The 16037-nt window shown below is 60.3% G+C and carries 14 protein-coding genes; 3 read left to right on the forward strand and 11 right to left on the reverse strand.

Annotation, left to right across the window (positions count from 1 at the left end; all coding sequences use genetic code 11):
* Positions 1–5: 5 nt before the first annotated feature.
* From phaeop14_RS12480 to phaeop14_RS12490, 3 genes are read right to left on the reverse strand one after another with little or no spacing between them, the layout of a single operon-like run.
* Positions 6–809, reverse strand: coding sequence for an ABC transporter substrate-binding protein (locus tag phaeop14_RS12480; RefSeq protein ID WP_096789716.1), 804 nt, complete (start codon positions 807–809; stop codon positions 6–8).
* A complete protein-coding gene (locus phaeop14_RS12485) occupies positions 806–1531 on the reverse strand; it encodes an ATP-binding cassette domain-containing protein (protein WP_040175494.1) in 726 nt (241 codons plus the stop codon). Before phaeop14_RS12485 ends, phaeop14_RS12480 begins: the two co-directional genes overlap by 4 nt.
* Positions 1528–2232 (reverse strand): ABC transporter permease, encoded by a 705-nt coding sequence (locus tag phaeop14_RS12490; RefSeq protein ID WP_040175495.1) that lies wholly within the window; start codon positions 2230–2232, stop codon positions 1528–1530. The genes phaeop14_RS12485 and phaeop14_RS12490 overlap by 4 nt, the downstream gene beginning before the upstream one ends.
* Before the next feature lie 347 nt (positions 2233–2579).
* Here phaeop14_RS12490 and nadA point away from each other — a divergent pair, with 347 nt between their 5' ends.
* Genes nadA through nadC form a run of 3 tightly spaced genes read left to right on the forward strand, consistent with a single transcriptional unit; the run spans position 2580 to position 6169 of the window.
* Positions 2580–3632 (forward strand): quinolinate synthase NadA, encoded by a 1053-nt coding sequence (nadA, locus tag phaeop14_RS12495; protein ID WP_096789717.1) that lies wholly within the window; start codon positions 2580–2582, stop codon positions 3630–3632.
* 3 nt (positions 3633–3635) lie between these two features.
* Positions 3636–5318 carry an L-aspartate oxidase gene (locus phaeop14_RS12500; RefSeq protein ID WP_096789718.1) on the forward strand — a complete coding sequence of 561 codons (1683 nt, stop codon included), beginning with the start codon at positions 3636–3638 and terminating at the stop codon, positions 5316–5318.
* Positions 5315–6169 carry a carboxylating nicotinate-nucleotide diphosphorylase gene (gene nadC, locus phaeop14_RS12505; protein ID WP_096789719.1) on the forward strand — a complete coding sequence of 285 codons (855 nt, stop codon included), beginning with the start codon at positions 5315–5317 and terminating at the stop codon, positions 6167–6169. The genes phaeop14_RS12500 and nadC overlap by 4 nt, the downstream gene beginning before the upstream one ends.
* Before the next feature lie 72 nt (positions 6170–6241).
* Here the strand turns inward: nadC and phaeop14_RS12510 are convergent, their stop codons facing one another.
* The 8 genes from phaeop14_RS12510 to phaeop14_RS12545 form a co-directional block, all read right to left on the reverse strand.
* Entirely contained in the window at positions 6242–7702 is a 1461-nt protein-coding gene (locus phaeop14_RS12510; RefSeq protein ID WP_096789720.1) for a hypothetical protein, read from the reverse strand.
* The gene (locus phaeop14_RS12515) at positions 7702–8487 is read right to left on the reverse strand and encodes a methyltransferase domain-containing protein (RefSeq protein ID WP_096790310.1); all 786 of its coding nucleotides are present in this window, start codon (positions 8485–8487) and stop codon (positions 7702–7704) included. Before phaeop14_RS12515 ends, phaeop14_RS12510 begins: the two co-directional genes overlap by 1 nt.
* 16 nt (positions 8488–8503) lie before the next feature.
* On the reverse strand, positions 8504–8905 hold the full coding sequence (locus phaeop14_RS12520; RefSeq protein WP_096789721.1) for a GtrA family protein: 402 nt from the start codon (positions 8903–8905) through the stop codon (positions 8504–8506).
* A complete protein-coding gene (locus phaeop14_RS12525; protein WP_040175502.1) occupies positions 8902–9906 on the reverse strand; it encodes a glycosyltransferase family 2 protein in 1005 nt (334 codons plus the stop codon). The genes phaeop14_RS12520 and phaeop14_RS12525 overlap by 4 nt, the downstream gene beginning before the upstream one ends.
* Before the next feature lie 210 nt (positions 9907–10116).
* Entirely contained in the window at positions 10117–12105 is a 1989-nt protein-coding gene (locus tag phaeop14_RS12530) for a CocE/NonD family hydrolase (RefSeq protein WP_096789722.1), read from the reverse strand.
* A 72-nt stretch (positions 12106–12177) separates the two neighbouring features.
* Entirely contained in the window at positions 12178–13305 is a 1128-nt protein-coding gene (locus tag phaeop14_RS12535) for a CaiB/BaiF CoA transferase family protein (RefSeq protein WP_096789723.1), read from the reverse strand.
* Positions 13306–14098: 793 nt separating this feature from the next.
* The gene (locus tag phaeop14_RS12540; RefSeq protein ID WP_096789724.1) at positions 14099–14509 is read right to left on the reverse strand and encodes a GFA family protein; all 411 of its coding nucleotides are present in this window, start codon (positions 14507–14509) and stop codon (positions 14099–14101) included.
* A gap of 403 nt (positions 14510–14912) precedes the next feature.
* Entirely contained in the window at positions 14913–15950 is a 1038-nt protein-coding gene (locus tag phaeop14_RS12545; RefSeq protein ID WP_158524512.1) for a helix-turn-helix domain-containing protein, read from the reverse strand.
* Between the last annotated feature and the right edge of the window lie 87 nt (positions 15951–16037).

Below are 16037 nucleotides of genomic sequence, written 5' to 3' on the forward strand. Positions count from 1 at the left end.
ACGCATCACTGCTCGGCGTTGAACACAAACAATGCTTCGCCATTGATCTGATAGCTGTTGATCAGATCCTTGGCCTTGTCCGACACCAGCCAAGTCTCCAGCTCGGCCACCAGTTCCGTTTTCACATGCGGGTGCTTTTCCGGGTTCACCGGCAGATAGGCGTATTGATTGAACAGCACGGGATCGCCGGAATAAAGCAGCACCAAATCGCCCTTATTGGCGAAGTTGAGCCAGCTTGCCCGGTCGGACATGATGTAGCCCCCCATGCCAGAGGCTGTATTCAGCGCCGCCCCCATGCCTGCGCCAACAGCGTTGTACCAGTCGCCAAATCCGTCAGGTGACAGATCCGCCGCGGCCCAGAGGCTCAGCTCCTTCTTATGGGTGCCGCTGTCATCACCCCGGCTGACAAAGGCCGCTTCAGCGGCTGCAATCTTTTGCAAGGCCGCCTTCGCGGATCCCGCGCCCGCAATGGTCGCAGGGTCGGCCTTGGGCCCGATGAAAACAAAGTCATTATACATGATCTCCCGGCGATGGGTGCCATTGCCCCCAGCCAGAAATGCCTCTTCCGCCTTTTTGGAGTGGACCAGAATGGCATCCACATCACCCGCTTCACCAAGGCGGATCGCCTGACCGGTGCCCACCACCAATAGCTGCACCTCCAATCCCAGATCGGCCTTGATCTCAGGCAGCAGCACCTCCGCCAGACCGGAGTTGTGGAAGGATGTGGTCACCGCCAGCTTCATCTCCTCCGCCAGCGCAGCCGTTCCCATCGCCAGCGCGGCCAAAGCGCCCAGCATAATCCGTTTCATTCAACAATATCTCCTCTTAGAAATGCGCGTCCCTGTTCGGTGTGCGGGCGGGCAAAAAACGCCTCCGCCGCTGAAAACTCGGCAATCTGGCCATGCAGCACAAACAGCACCTCGTCCGCCAGACGCTGGGCCTGTCCCATATTGTGGGTCGACATGATCAACCTCGTACCCGCCGCCGCTGCCTCGCTCAGGATTTCTTCAATCTCGCGGGTGGCCCGCCCATCGAGCGAGGCACAGGGTTCATCCAGAAACAACAGCTGCGGCTTGCGAATAAGCGCGCGGGCCAGTGCCAGTTTCTGCCGCTCCCCGCCGGACAGCAAAACCGCAGGCCGCTGCAACGCATCCCCGCCCAATCCGATCCGCTCAGCCCAGACCTCAGCCTCCGCCAGCGCGACCTTGCGCGACACGCGGTTCAGCCGCAGCGGATAGGCGATATTCTCCACCACCGAGCGGCGCATCATGACTGGCGTCTGGAAGACAAAGGCCTGACGCCGTTGCGCCTCCGCCATGGGACAGCCCCAGCTGATCCGCCCCTGCCCCAGCCGCAGAATACCATGGAGCATCTTCAACAGGGACGTTTTGCCCGATCCATTTGGTCCGATCACAATGGTCGTCCCCTGCCCGTCCAGCCGCAAATCCACCGGCCCGATCAGCGTCTTGCCACGTCGGCGCACCTGTGCCCCGTTGACCACCAGCGGGAAGAGAGTGTTCGCCTCGCTCACCAACGCCCCTCACTTTCGGTCTTGCCCAGCCAGTGAATGGTCAGGTTCACCGCAACGGCCAGCGCGATCAGCACAAAGCCAAGCCCCAGCGCCATGGCGAAATCCCCTTTGCCGGTTTCCAGCGCAATTGCCGTCGTCAACACCCGCGTAGCATGGTCGATATTGCCGCCCACAATCATGATCGCGCCGACCTCACCAATTGCGCGGCCAAACCCGGCCAGCGCCGCCGTCAGCAAGGCCCGCCGCCCATCCCAGAGCAGCGTGCAGATCCGTTGGAATTGACTGGCGTTCAGGGAAATCAGCAGGTCGTGGTAATCGCTCCACAGATCCCGCAGCGACTGATGCGCGATGGAGGCCACGAGAGGCACAATAATAATCACCTGCGCGATGATCATCGCGGTCGGGGTAAACAGCAGCCCAAGCACCCCGAACGGCCCGGCCCGCGACAGCATCACATAGACCACGAGCCCCACCACAACAGGCGGCAGCCCCATCAGCGCATTGAGCACCGCGATGGTGATCCGGCGCAGGCGAAACCGGCGCACCGCCAACAAGGCCGCCAACGGCAGCGCAATCAACGCAGCCACCAGCAACGCGGTCAAAGTGACCCGAAGCGAGCGCAGCGTAATCTCCACCAGATCGCTATCCAGCGTGACCACCAGCCAAAAGGCCTGGACCAATCCTTCCCAGAGATCAGACATGGAGGCGGGTTTTCTCCCTATGGGACCGGTCTTACCGCTTCCCTCTACTGCGTGTTGGTTCTGTGCAAACCACAATATCGGACCGCCCAATAGACAAAAACGTCACCCATCGCGCATTTTGGACAAATTGACCCCGCCCCGTTTGCGCTGACATTACCGGATGGTCAGAAGGTCGTCACGACCTCTGGATCCAGTCGGTTGCCGATGTTGACGGATTGGCGCCGATTTGCAGCAGGAATTCCCGCTTTTCGGGCAATAAACCCCGTTCACTTGCTTGCGTGCTAAATGTGAACATGAAACAAGAATTCCCCAAAGTGCCATCTCCGGCGCAGCTTTGAGGAAATGCCATGTTCGATCTGCAAACCATGCGCGATCAGCTCGCCAACCACTATGACCTTGCGGCAAATCCGGCTCTGGCCGAAGAGATGTCCGGGATCTACGCCAATATGGACCGTGTGGTGAACCCGATCGACTGGGCCACCTACGCGCCTTATGTTGCGGCCATTCTGGCCCTCAAGAAAAAGCGGAACGCCGTCATTCTGGCGCATAACTACATGACGCCGGAAATCTACCACGGCGTTGCCGATGTGGTCGGCGACAGCCTCCAGCTCGCGATTGAGGCCGCCAAGGTCGAGGCAGATGTGATCGTGCAATGCGGCGTGCACTTCATGGCCGAAACCTCCAAGATCCTCAGCCCCGACAAAACCGTGCTGATCCCCGATATGGAGGCCGGTTGTTCGCTCGCGGAATCGATCACCGCCGATGGCATCGCCCAGATGCGCGAGAAATACCCCGGCGCGCCGGTGGTCACCTATGTGAACACCACAGCCGAGGTCAAAGCCGCCTCCGATATCTGCTGCACCTCCTCGAATGCCGCCCAGATTGTGGCCGCACAGGAGAGCGACACCGTGATCATGACGCCGGATCAATATCTGGCGCAGAACATCGCCCAACAGGTGCCGCAGAAAAACATCGTCTGGTGGGAGGGCTCCTGCATTGTGCATGAGCAATACACCGCCAAGGATTTGCGCGATTTCCGCGAATGGAACCCCGGCACCCGGCTGATCGCGCACCCTGAATGCCCGCCGGATGTGGTGAATGAGGCGGATTTCTCCGGCTCCACCAGCGGCATCATCAAATATGTGACCGACGAAAAGCCCGAAAAGGCAATGCTGATCACCGAATGTTCGATGGCTTCGAATATTGCCGATCAACTGCCCGAGGTGGATTTTGTCGGCCCCTGCAACATGTGCCCCTACATGAAGAAAATCACCCTGGAAAAAATCCTGTGGTCGCTGCACACAATGTCCGAACCGGTTGAGGTCAACGCCGAGGTGGCCGAACAGGCCCGCGTTGCGGTGCAGCGGATGATTGATCTCAGCCAGAAACTGGGGATCTGATCCTTGGACACCCCCGGCGCGAAGGTCACCTCTGAGGATCAGGTCCGCAAGGCCCCTCGGGCTAAGACCCGCCCCCAGCTGGATGTGCAGGCCCGGACCGAGACCACCGCCGCCTGTGACACCGATCGCGTGGTGATCGTCGGCGCTGGCATGGCCGCACTCTATGCCGCGCTTGAATTGGCGCCGCGCCCTGTGCTGATGATTTCGCCCGAAACCCTTGGTGAGGGCGCAAGTTCCGCCTGGGCACAGGGGGGAGTCGCCGCCGCGATGGATCAGGCCGACAGCCCCGCGGCCCATGCCAGCGATACTCTGCGCGCGGGCGCCGGGACCGTTGATGCCGAGGTCGCCGCCATGGTCACCAAGGTGGCGCAGGACCATATTCTGGACCTGACCGAGCTGGGCACGCCCTTTGACCGCACCGCCGATGGCGGCTTTGTCATGAGCCGCGAGGCCGCCCATTCCATGGCCCGTGTGGTGCGGGTGAAAGGTGATCAGGCCGGTCGGCAGATCATGGAAACGCTGATTGCAGCGGTGCGCGCCACGCCGTCCATTCAGGTCCATGAGGGCACCCAAGCCGTCCGGCTGGACGTCAGTGACAGCCGCGTCACCGGGGTCTGGGTCAGCGATGCGAGCGGCACCTCCGTACCGCTTTTAATCCGCGCTCCGGCCATCCTTCTGGCCGGCGGCGGCTCTGGCGGGCTGTTTGCACATACCACCAATCCGCCCCGTATTCGCGGCCAGGTGATTGGCTTTGCCGCCCGCGCCGGCGCCTGCATTGCCGATCCTGAGTTCGTGCAGTTCCACCCTACCGCCTTTGACATTGGTGAGGATCCGGCGCCGCTGGCGACCGAAGCGCTGCGTGGGGACGGCGCAACCCTCATCAATGCTGAGGGCGCCCGTTTTATGCTGGCCGCGCATCCGGATGCCGAATTGGCCCCCCGTGACATTGTCGCCCGCGCGATCTTTGCCGAAACGCAGGCAGGCCGCCGCCCGATGCTCGACACGCGCGACGCCTTGGGCGCCGAGGTGCTGACCCGTTTTCCCACCGTTGCGGAAACCTGCGCCCGTGCCGGTATCGACCCCGTTGCGACCCCAATTCCGGTCGCAGTGGCCGCGCATTACCACATGGGCGGCATCGACACCGACATGCAGGGCCGCGCCAGTCTCGCCCATCTCTGGGTCTGTGGCGAAGCCTCTTCAACCGGACTGCACGGCGCCAATCGCCTCGCCTCCAACGGCCTTTTGGAGGCGCTGGTCTACGCCCGTACCGCCGCACAGGATATCGCCGAAACCCTGGGACCGCTGCCCGATCACTGGCGCCAGTCACCGACCCTGTCGCTGACCTTTGCCCCCGCCACCACGCCTGCCGCCCCCGCCAGCGCAATAGCCCGCCTGCGTGAGACGATGACCGCCCATGTTGGCGTGCGCCGGGACGAAGCCGGGCTGAAAACCGCGCTTGCAACCATCGACCAGCTGCTGACAGAGCACGGTGATGACGAGAGCTTTGCCAATATGTGTGCCACCGCCACGCTGATTGCCGCCGCCGCATTGGCCCGTCGTGAAAGCCGGGGCGGGCATTTCCGCGATGACTATCCCGACGCCGACCCAGCACAGGCCCATCGCACCCACATCACCCTCACCGAGGCCCGCACCATCCGCGCCGCCGCCGTCAAGGATCTGACATGACCCCGTCCTTTGCCACCCTGCCCGACCTGATCCTGGAGCCTCTGATCCGCGCAGCCCTGCTGGAAGATCTTGGCCAAAGCGGTGATGTCACCACCCGCGCCGTCATCCCGGCAGAGACCACCTACGAGGCGCGGCTCAATGCGCGCGACACCGGCGTGGTGTCCGGCATGCAGATTGCCCGCATCGCCTTTCACCTTGTCGACCCGGCGCTCAAGATCGACACGCTGGTGCAGGACGGCCAACCCTGCGCCCCCGGACAGACGTTGATGACCATCGCAGGCTCTGCCGCGTCGATCCTGTCCGGTGAACGTGTGGCCCTGAACTTTGCCGGGCGCCTGTCCGGCATCGCCAGTCTGACGTCTTCATTCGTGGCCGAAACCAAAGGCACAGAGACCCGGATCACCTGCACCCGCAAGACCACCCCCGGTCTGCGCATGGTGGAGAAACAGGCGGTACTACATGGCGGCGGCTACAATCACCGCTACGGGCTGTCTGACGCGATCCTGATCAAAGACAATCACATCGCTGCCGCCGGTGGCGTGGCCGCCGTCCTGCACGCAGCCAGAGCCAATGTCAGCCATATGATGAAGGTCGAAATCGAAGTCGATACGCTGACTCAGCTGGAAGAAGTGCTGGAGACCGGTGGCGCCGATGTGGTGCTTTTGGACAATATGGACACCGACACGCTGGCGCAGGCTGTGGCAATGGCGAAGGGCCATCTGCTGACCGAAGCCTCCGGTAATATGCGCCGCGACCGCATTGCCGAGGTCGCAGCCACGGGCGTCGACTATATCTCCTCTGGTGCGCTGACCCATTCGGCGCAGACGCTGGATCTTGGCCTCGATTTCTGAGCCTACCCAACGGATCTCACATGCAAACGGGGGCGCTGAGGCCCCCGTTCTCGTTTCATCTGATATATCAGCTCACCCGCCATCGGGGATGTTGTGTGCCGCCTTGCGGATTGGGGTAGATGACAGCATGATCACGCTGCCCGCGTCCAGATTGCGCACCTCATATTGCGCACCGCTAGCCCCCGCCTGCACATCTTCTGGCAGATGGGCACAGACATCTGGCGTCATCTCACAGATCACCACATCCCGCCCGGTCAACTGCGTCAGGCGGAACGCCACCGACAGGTCATGCTGCAGGCCGGACTTCTCCCCCGACGGCAGCGACAGATATGTCCCGCTGACATAGATCGGGCCATCCACCTGTTGGATCTGCCCCACCATCCTGCGGCTGTCTGCCTGCCAAGCAGTAATATCGCGATGCTGCAACATGTTGAACGCCAGATAGATCAGCGCAACAAAGGCCAGAAGGTTGCGCCCGATGCGATCCCAGCCCGCGCCCCACGCCGCCAGTTCCTGCGACAGCAGACCCAATAGCACCGCATAATAAAGCCAGACAAACCCAGAAACACGCGGCGGCAGGGTGATGCCGGTCTTGACCGTCTGTACAAAGATCAGCCCCATCCCAAGGCAGATGCCCGCAAGCGGATAGATCACGCGCCAAGGATCGGAGTGTCCGACGGCCCATATAGCCCAGCCAAACAGCGCCAGCTGAAACACGGTCAAAGGCAGGAAGTGAAACGACATCAAAGACGCAGAACTGCTGAGGAAAGCACCAATCAACCCGATATTTTCGAGCAGGGAAGGCAAATCATGCGCCGGGCTTGGCATCCGCCATTCAGCCATCGGAATGCCAAAAATACCGTGAAACAGATAGTTCAACGTATAGATTGACGCCATCCCCAGTGCAAAACACAGGATGAACAGGCCCAGCAACGCCGCCAGATCCTTGGCTGAGCGCTGCGTATCCGCGCGAGTCAGACAGAGGGCCAGCAGGAAAAACGGGTAGGTAGTATAAGCCGTCAGCGCCAGCGGTACAAATGGCACCAGCAGCCAGCGACAGGTCCGGTCCGACAGCTGCGTGGTTGCCAGGGCATAGATGGCAAGGATCGCCATGCCGGGGATCAGGGTATTGAACCACAGTGAAATCAGCAGCGCCGGCGCAGACAGGCCTGCAATCAGTGCCACCGCCCCCTTGCGCCACAGCGGCGCCCCGGCGCCCAGCGCATTATGCGCAAGGCACCCCAACACCACAGCCCAAAGCGCATTGTAAATCAGGTAGTTGACCCAGCTTGGCAGCAGAGTTTCGCGCAGGTGCCACAGGTAGTTGACCCAGCGCCCTTCCATCAGGGTTTTGACGTAGTAGGTCTCCGCATCGCCAAACAAGGCCGGGTAGTCGTCGTGACGGATCAGCGGGTCCGGCAGTTGAAACACCGCCGCAATCAGCAACCCGACAAAGGCCACCGCGATCGTCGCCGCCAAGGGCCAGACGCCCTGCCGTGGCGCCACCACGGGGCCGTCCATCACCAGTGTCATCAGATCGTTCCTTTAGCTGAACCAGCACCCATCAGACCCGCAGCCCGCGCCTGACGCGCAATGATCGCAGCGCGCATCTGGGCGATCTTGGTCACCATCGCCTCGGGCATCACCGAGACCACACCCCGGCGCATCCGCCAGCCGATACTGCCTGCAGGCTGCACTTTCTGGCCTGCTGGGATTTCGGTTGCGAGGACCTCCTCAGGCAGGCCCTCACGCCCCGCCTCATTCACATAAAGAACCGTATTGTAACGATACCAGGGCTCTACCCCCTCCGCCTCTTTCAGGGCCGGGCGCACGCAGTCAAAGGCGCGGTACCCCTGTGCGGCAAAGAGGTCCTGCCAGAACGACAACGGCTGTTCATTGATATGAAACTCCCCGCCCTGCCCCGGTACAGCGGCTGAAAACAACACCCGATCCGCATGGCGGGTCAGTCCGTTGACCAATGTCGCGGACGCAGCCTTTGGCAGATGCTCCCCCACTTCCAGGCTTTGCGCCAGATCGAAGCGGCGGCCGAGGTCAATCTCCTGCGTCAGATCCGCCGCATGGTAGCACGCTGTCGGGATCGCCAACCGGTCACGATCCACATAATCGCCGTCCACACCGGCGACCTCCTCCGCGCCCGCCTTGGCCCACTCGCTGAGCCAGACGCCACGACCGCTGCCCAGATCCAGCACACTGTCGGCGCCCAACCAAGGCTGTACAGCAGCGATCAACGCCTGCGCCGAGCTGCGTGCGCCAAGGTCGATATAGTCATAGAATTCATTGGAATAGACATGCGACATCGCGGGTGTCTCCTCTTTACGCGCCGTTCCCGGCATAGACCCAGATTTTGAAAAACAGATAGTTTTGTACCGGTAGCCAAACCGCGGCGATACTGGCGGCCAGCCAGTCGGGCCAGCCAAGCATCGGACCGATACCGCTTGTCAGCAGGCCCGAAGTCACAAACCCCAACCCGATGGTACATCCAAACCGCAGCGCCTGATCCGGTTGTCCAAGCCTCTGACGGAAGGTCCAGACGGTCTGACCGACATATTGCACCAATACCGCCAGGGCAAAGGCCAGCGCATTGGCAACCCCCGCCACAAACCCAAGCTGCAGGAACCCCAGGAACAGCAAGACATAAATCGCCGCAACCGAGACGCCCACAATGGCAAAGCGGATCAACTGGCCGAGGTCCTTCTGAACGACAGCGCGGATCATGACGCTTCTTTTTGGGCGGGAGCCTTGGGCGATGCTGTGATCGAACGGCTGTCACCGGTGAAGTCAACGGCATGGGCCGAAGGATGCCCGGTCTCCTGCGACAGGAAGTAGAGCGGCCGCTGCTTGCTCTCCATATAAAGCCGCCCGACATATTCACCGAGGATCCCCAGCGTCAACAGCTGGATGGCGGAGAAGAAGGAAATCGCCAAAAGGACCGATGCCCAACCGGCAACCGTGTTGAACAGGATCAGCGAACCAAAGACATAGACCGCCATCAAGACCGTCACCAAGAGGCTCACAAAAGCCAGCCGTGTGGCAATTTTCAGCGGTTTGGTGGAAAACCCGGTCAGCGCATCGGTGGCAAAGCGCAGCATCGCCTTAAAGGGATATTTTGTCTCGCCCGCCACCCGTGCCTCGCGGACATATTCCAACCCGATCTGGTGGAATCCGGCCCAGGCGAACATGCCACGGATGAAACGCGCCCGCTCCGGCATTTTCAGCACCGCATCCAGCGAGCGACGGCTCACCAGACGGAAATCACCGGTATCCTTGGGGATATCCACATCAGACAGCGTATTGAGGAAGCGGTAAAACAGATAGGCCGTCGCCTTCTTGAACAGGGTTTCGCCCTGACGTTCGGCCCGGCGGCCATAGACCACGTCATAGCCGCGATCCATCATCATCATCATGTCAGGCAGAATTTCCGGCGGATCCTGAAGGTCAGCATCCAGCATGAAGATGCGCGCGCCTGTCGCGGCTTCCAAACCGGCGGTCAACGCAACCTGATGGCCGCGATTGGCCGACAGACGAATGCCCCGCACCACCGGATGCTGCTTATGCGCGGCCTCCATCGCGGCCCAAGTTTCATCGCTGGATCCATCATCCACGAGAATGATCTCGGCCCGGTCCGCCCAGGGTTCGATTGCCTGCACCAATCGATCCACCAACAGGGGGATGGACTCTTCCTCATTATAGCAGGGTACAACAACGGATAGATGCACCTTCTCGCCCCAATTCTGTTTATCGTCTGCTCAAAGCCGGGGGCCATCCGCCCGACAGTCCAGCGCGGTGAAAACATCTCAAGGGGGGTATTCTCACCCGAAATGGTTAACGCGCAGTTCTGTTTTTGGTCACAGAACATGGCCAAACCGTGGCGAACTGGGGGTCAATCCGGGGAAAAACAGCGATTTTTAACAGGATTTGATGCGAAATCACAAACAATCGCGCGGCAAGCTCTTGCTCCATTCCTTAACACAAACCTCTGTCCGGTCGGCACCTTCGGTAGCCACAACCCTGCGCCAGAGGTGAAAATCTTCGCGGTCCCCGCGCATCAGATTGTCGGTATCGACCTGCACCTGCCAGTCTCCGCGCGCGAATGTGAACCGCCATTGGCTGGAGAATGTCGCACTTGCCGGATCATCGGGATGGATCGTGTAACGCATGGAGACATGGCTGCCGACCTCCATCCCATGCATCGGATCAATCGCCGCGCCATAGTCATCAAATGTTTCCAGCACCAGCGTGCCGTCGGCCTCCTGATAGCTGTTGGAAGTGCCGGATGGCGCGCGGGTCATCTCCGCCTCATATGTCGGATACTCCCGCGCGGCGCTTGGCGCCTGCGCCGCGACCTCCTCCACGAGTGAACGTTCCGGCAGGATTAGCGCACAGCCATCCAGATGCAGCGTCAGTGCCACAGGCTCTGGCGAGGGCCAGACAATCGGCCAGTAAGACGTCGACAGCGCCAACCGCAGCTTATGGCCCGCCCGCAGGTGATGGGCACATTCATTGAGCGCAAACTCCACCTCATAGCGTTTACCGGGCACCAGCGGCGTGGTGATCTCATGTGTGTCATCATGGCAGAGGTTACGCCCGCGATAGGTGATGCGCTGCGACACGCCATCCGGCGCCACATCACACAGCCGCGCCATCACCTGCGCCACAGGTTTGTCGACGGCAAACGCCAGCCGCACCCGCGCCCGCCCCAGCAGCTCCAGCGGGACATCCAGTGGTTGCGTCTCAAAACAGGTGGACCGCGCATCATCCCCCGCCTGATCGCCCGGCAGTTCGTTGTCGATCCGCATGCCAGCGCAGAAATAGCCACCAGCAGCACCAAGGGTTGCCGGATTGGACACAACAGCCTCCCCCTCCTCCGGGGTGGCCTGCAACGTGCCTTGTCGCCCAAGATGATGCGTCACCTCCTGCACATTTGGGGACGGCCAGGCGGCCTCAGCAACCCAGCGGCCCTGCCGGGGTTTGTTCTCCTTGGTCGGGTTGAAATGCTCCTGCATATAAGTGCGATAATCCGGCAGAGCCTCTGCCCCGCTGTCCTCGCCCTTCAGCCAGCGATCAAACCAGCGCAGCACCTCTCCGTGAAAATCATGCGCCTCCAGCTTGGAAATATGCGCATAACGGTGTTCCCAGGGACCGATCAGCGCCTTCGCCGGGGCCTGCATATTGGCCGCCAATGCAGGCGGTGCATTCACATAGGCATCCGCCCAGCCGGTGATCGCCAGCACCGGTGCCTGGATTGCAGACCAATCCTCGCAGACCGACCCGTGTTTCCAGAAATCATCTCGCTGCGCGTGGGACAGCCAATCCGCGGCCATAAACGGCAACGTCTCGATCCGCTCCACCCAGGCCTCGCGCCAATCCGGGCGCAGCTCGGGATCCAGCGGGCGGGTCTGATAGGCAAACATCTGCGACGCCCAATTGGCATTATCGCTGAGCAGGCAGCCCCCCATGAAATGGATGTCATCGGCATAGCGATCCACGGTTGAGGCCACGCTGACCACCGCCTTCAGCGCTTCCGGCTGACGTGCGGCCAACTGCAAGCCGTTGAAACCGCCCCAAGAAATCCCGATCATGCCGATATTTCCGTCGCAATAGGCCTGCGCTGCAAGCCAGGCCAGCACCGCCTCGCCGTCGCTCAGCTCCTGTTCGGAATACTCATCATCAAACAGCCCCTCGCTGTCGCCGGTACCTGCAATATCGACGCGCAGACAGACATAGCCCTCTGCCGCAAAAAGCGGATGTGTGGTGGCATCGCGCGGCGCGGTGCCGTCGCGTTTGCGATAGGGCAGATATTCCAGGATCGCGGGGTAACGCCCCTCTGCCGCAGGCCGCCACATCCGCGCCGCTAGACGACGCCCATCCGGCAACGGAATCCACAGATGCTCAACTCCGGTGATCTCCATCGCCATGGCGCGCCCTCTTCCTGTTTGGTTTTATATCAAGCTGTTGCCGCCCACCAAATCGGCAGGCGATCCGACATTCTAGTCTCCCTGCGACATACCCTGCGCCACCGGCAAGATCGGTGCCGATTTCTCCAAGGCCAGCTCCGCATCGGAAAACACCCAAGGGCCCCGCACACCGGGCACATCTTCCGGCGCGATCTGCATCTGGCGGTGCCTGATCTGCGGGTCGTCAAAGGCCTGCCCGATGGTATTGATTGGTCCCGCAGGGACAGTTGCAGCCTCCAGCGCCGCCAAAAGATCCGCCTGCCCCCACTGCGCCAGCGCCGCCGCCAGCATCGGCGTCAGATCGCTCCGGTTGGCCACCCGCAGCTGATTGGAGGCAAATCGCGGATCATCCGCCAGCCCCGCCATATTCAGCACCGCGCAGAGCCGCGCAAACTGACCATCATTGCCCACCGCAAGGATCACATGCCCATCGCGCACTGCCATCACCTGATAAGGCGCGATATTGGGATGCTCATTGCCCATCCGCGTCGGACTGGTGCCGGTGGCCAGATAGTTCATGTTCTGATTGGCCAGCACAGCCGTTGCACAGTCCAAGAGCGACATATCGATATGCTGCCCGCGCCCGGTGGTATGACGCTGCTCCACCGCCGCCAGAATGCCGATGGTGCCGTAAAGACCGGTGACAATATCGGTGATCGCCACGCCCACCTTCTGCGGCTCCTCCTCCGGCGCGCCGGTGATCGACATCAGCCCGGACATGCCCTGCAACAGGAAATCATAGCCCGCCCGCGCCGCATAGGGGCCATCCTGACCAAAGCCCGTGACCGAGCAATAGATCAGGCGCGGATTGACCGCTTTCAAACTGTCATAGTCCAGCCCATATTTCGCCAGCCCACCGACTTTGAAATTCTCGATCAGAATGTCGGCATCGCGGATCAGCTCCAGCACCGTCTGTTTGCCTTTTTCGGTGCGAAAATCTGCGGTGACGCAGGACTTACCCCGGTTCGCCGCATAGTAATAAGCCGCCGTTTTATCACCCTCCCGCTCAATGAAGGGCGGACCCCAGCGACGGGTATCATCTCCCTCAGGGCTCTCGACCTTGATGACCTCCGCCCCCAAATCGGCAAGCGACTGGCCAATCCATGGCCCTGCGAGAATACGGGCCAGTTCGACCACCTTCAAACCTGCAAGCGGTGTCATGGGCTCTCCTGTCAGTGCGCCCGCGATCTACGGGACATCCCCCCACCAAGGCGCGGCAGAGTGTTCTGCCAGAGACTTAACCTATCCCTTCCCTTGCGGGCAAATAATTTGATCAAAATACCTGAGGGCGCCGTCAGAGGGAGCGGTTAAGCGGGATGAACCCTCAGTTCGCTGCGCCTGCACCAATGTCGGAGCCTGGCGGCGACATGTGAGGGAAGAAGTGTCGTGCATCACTATAATCCGGTGAATTAATCCGAGCCAATTTTGCACACGACGACACAGTCAAAGCAGGATTACATGCTGCGCATACCTCGTAAGATGGTTGCAAAAGACAGTTTTATTGCCTTTTACCTGGCGGCAACTTGCTCCGTGCGAACCATACGGAGACCGTTGTTTGATGGGTTACGTATTGCAGAGACAGACAAACGCGTTGCTCTGAAACCAACCAGCTGTTTCCATCTACCGTGTCCAGCGCGTCACACGTTTTGCGGTCCCGCGCATCGGCAGAAGGTCGCCTGCCACGATGCCGTACCGGCTCGTCTCACCCAGCACAAATAGGTACACGTCAAATTCTACCGTACCTTCAGGGTCATGAAACTTGCCAGAGATGTTAATTTGCGGCTGCATTTGCCCCTAAGCGCATTCATGAAGCAGCGTAAGCTCGCGATCGGTGAGGATTTCAGGCATGTCGCCGATCCCAGCACCGTGCGGCATTGATCAAGCGGCGGACGGAGCTGTCGCTCGCAGCCGTGCGGTCTAGGTGACTCCCGAGTTAAATCATTGGCGTGCCACTTCAGCTGGGAAGCTCGTCGATCTTTTCGATGGAGGTCAGGTCATGGTCCCAGTTCGCGCGACTGGAATAACAGATGTGCGCGTTGGGTTGTATGTCTATCCGGCTGTCGAGCGAGCCTGCCGGCACCACAAGCAAACCGAGCTCAGGCAGAGCAATTGGCAGCGCGGACCCACATTCAGAGCAGAAACTCTTTGTGTGGCGCGTACCGGAGAGCCGAAACGTCTTGATACTTTCTTCACCTGATAGCCAAGTGACCGTGGCAGTGGTCGAAAACAAGTTCGCAGAATGTGCCGAACCGCTGTCCTTACGGCAGCGGGAACAGTGGCACAGGAAAAAGCTCTCGAAAGCTCCCGATATGTGGAAACGCACAACACCACAAAGGCATTCTCCAGCGATCAGATTGTCTGCCATTCATACTCCCCTCAACCGGCAAGCCCCTATCGCCAGCCAATTGCATTTTCATTAATCTGATGTAGCCGTGTGCTGGAGCGCAGTCAAAGGGGCTAGCTGCTGCCAGGTAGCGGTCCGCACTGAGAAATCAGCACCAACCTGCCACTGGTCAGTGGAGATCGGTGCAAGCCAGCCAAAACTCGACATTCGTACCCAGCGCGGCGAAAACCAATCTACTGGCGCGAAATAGCTCAGCGGCGAACGGTCGCTTACGAATTCTCGATGAGCCGGTCCGTCGATGCGGTTAATGTCATTGCTGGTTACCATCACGCTACCACGCGACGTGAACAACGCCATACGAAGCCCCTGTTCTGTCGACTCTCTGGGATAACTCAGAGGACTTCATCATATCTCACGGGTCCATTTACTTGCTCGATACGCTGTCGATCAGACTTCGCTTGCGGAATTCCGTGGGCGACATACCTTGCAAAGACCGAAAAGCTCGATTGAATGGTCCGATGGACGAAAAGCCTACGTCGTAGGCGACGCTTTGAATTGGGTAGTCTGATCTCATCGGATCGGTCAAAATGTGCTTCGCTTGTTCGATACGATAGCTGTTCACGAAACTCGGGAAATTGCGGAACCCAAGCTCTTTGTTGATCGCACGTCTGAGGCGATGTTCTTGGGTTTCGAGATGCGCGCAGAGTTGCGCGATGGTGAGGCCTTCCTCCCTCCAGAGTCCCGCTTCCATCGCGGCTCTTGCTCGACCAGCCAAGATCTCGTCGCCGGGTGACTTGTGGGCGGTCTGATTTGACGCATCAGGCTTCGATGGCCAAACCTCCGAAACGGGTCGAACCGCCCACACCAGGAACGCCATCGCGAGACAAACAAAGGCGGCGGCATGGATCGCGAACACCCAATTCGGGAGGTCGTCATCTTTCCCGGTAACTTCCAGGCCGGTGATCACGATAACCGCTGCCGCCATCATCAACAGGAACCACTTTCGAAATCGTCGACGCTCTTCAACAAGATCATGTGTTCCGCTCGCGGCGACCACGATCGCGAGATGGCTGAACAGGATGATAACCGCGATGCCGCGCGCGAGGTCCGCAAAGGGCACCGACGACGGAAGCCATGCGCCGACGATCACAACGAGCGCGACCGCAATTTGCCACCGTGCAAAGCTCACCTCGTCGACGAAAAGCTCGTGCGATGCCCAGTAGCCTAGGACGGGAACTAGCCCTGCCAGCCCAATAAGGATGACGGCTGCATAACCTTCTGGCACCGGGACGTGAGGGGACGACACAAACAGATAGCAGCACAACCCAACACAGAACGCGGCAACCGATACAGATTTTCGAGATAACATGAGCCGAATTGAGAAGATTATCGCGCATGCCAACAGGATCGCGACTGTGCCACCGCGCAGGCTGACATCAATTATGCTCCAGGTTTCATTCATGCCACATGGACACATGCGGGACGTCAAGCCGTCAACACGGCGTCGCTGATCAATTCTGAAAAATGCCGGCCGATTCCGAGATTTCCT

The organism is Phaeobacter piscinae, from assembly GCF_002407245.1.
GTDB classification, from domain to species: domain Bacteria; phylum Pseudomonadota; class Alphaproteobacteria; order Rhodobacterales; family Rhodobacteraceae; genus Phaeobacter; species Phaeobacter piscinae.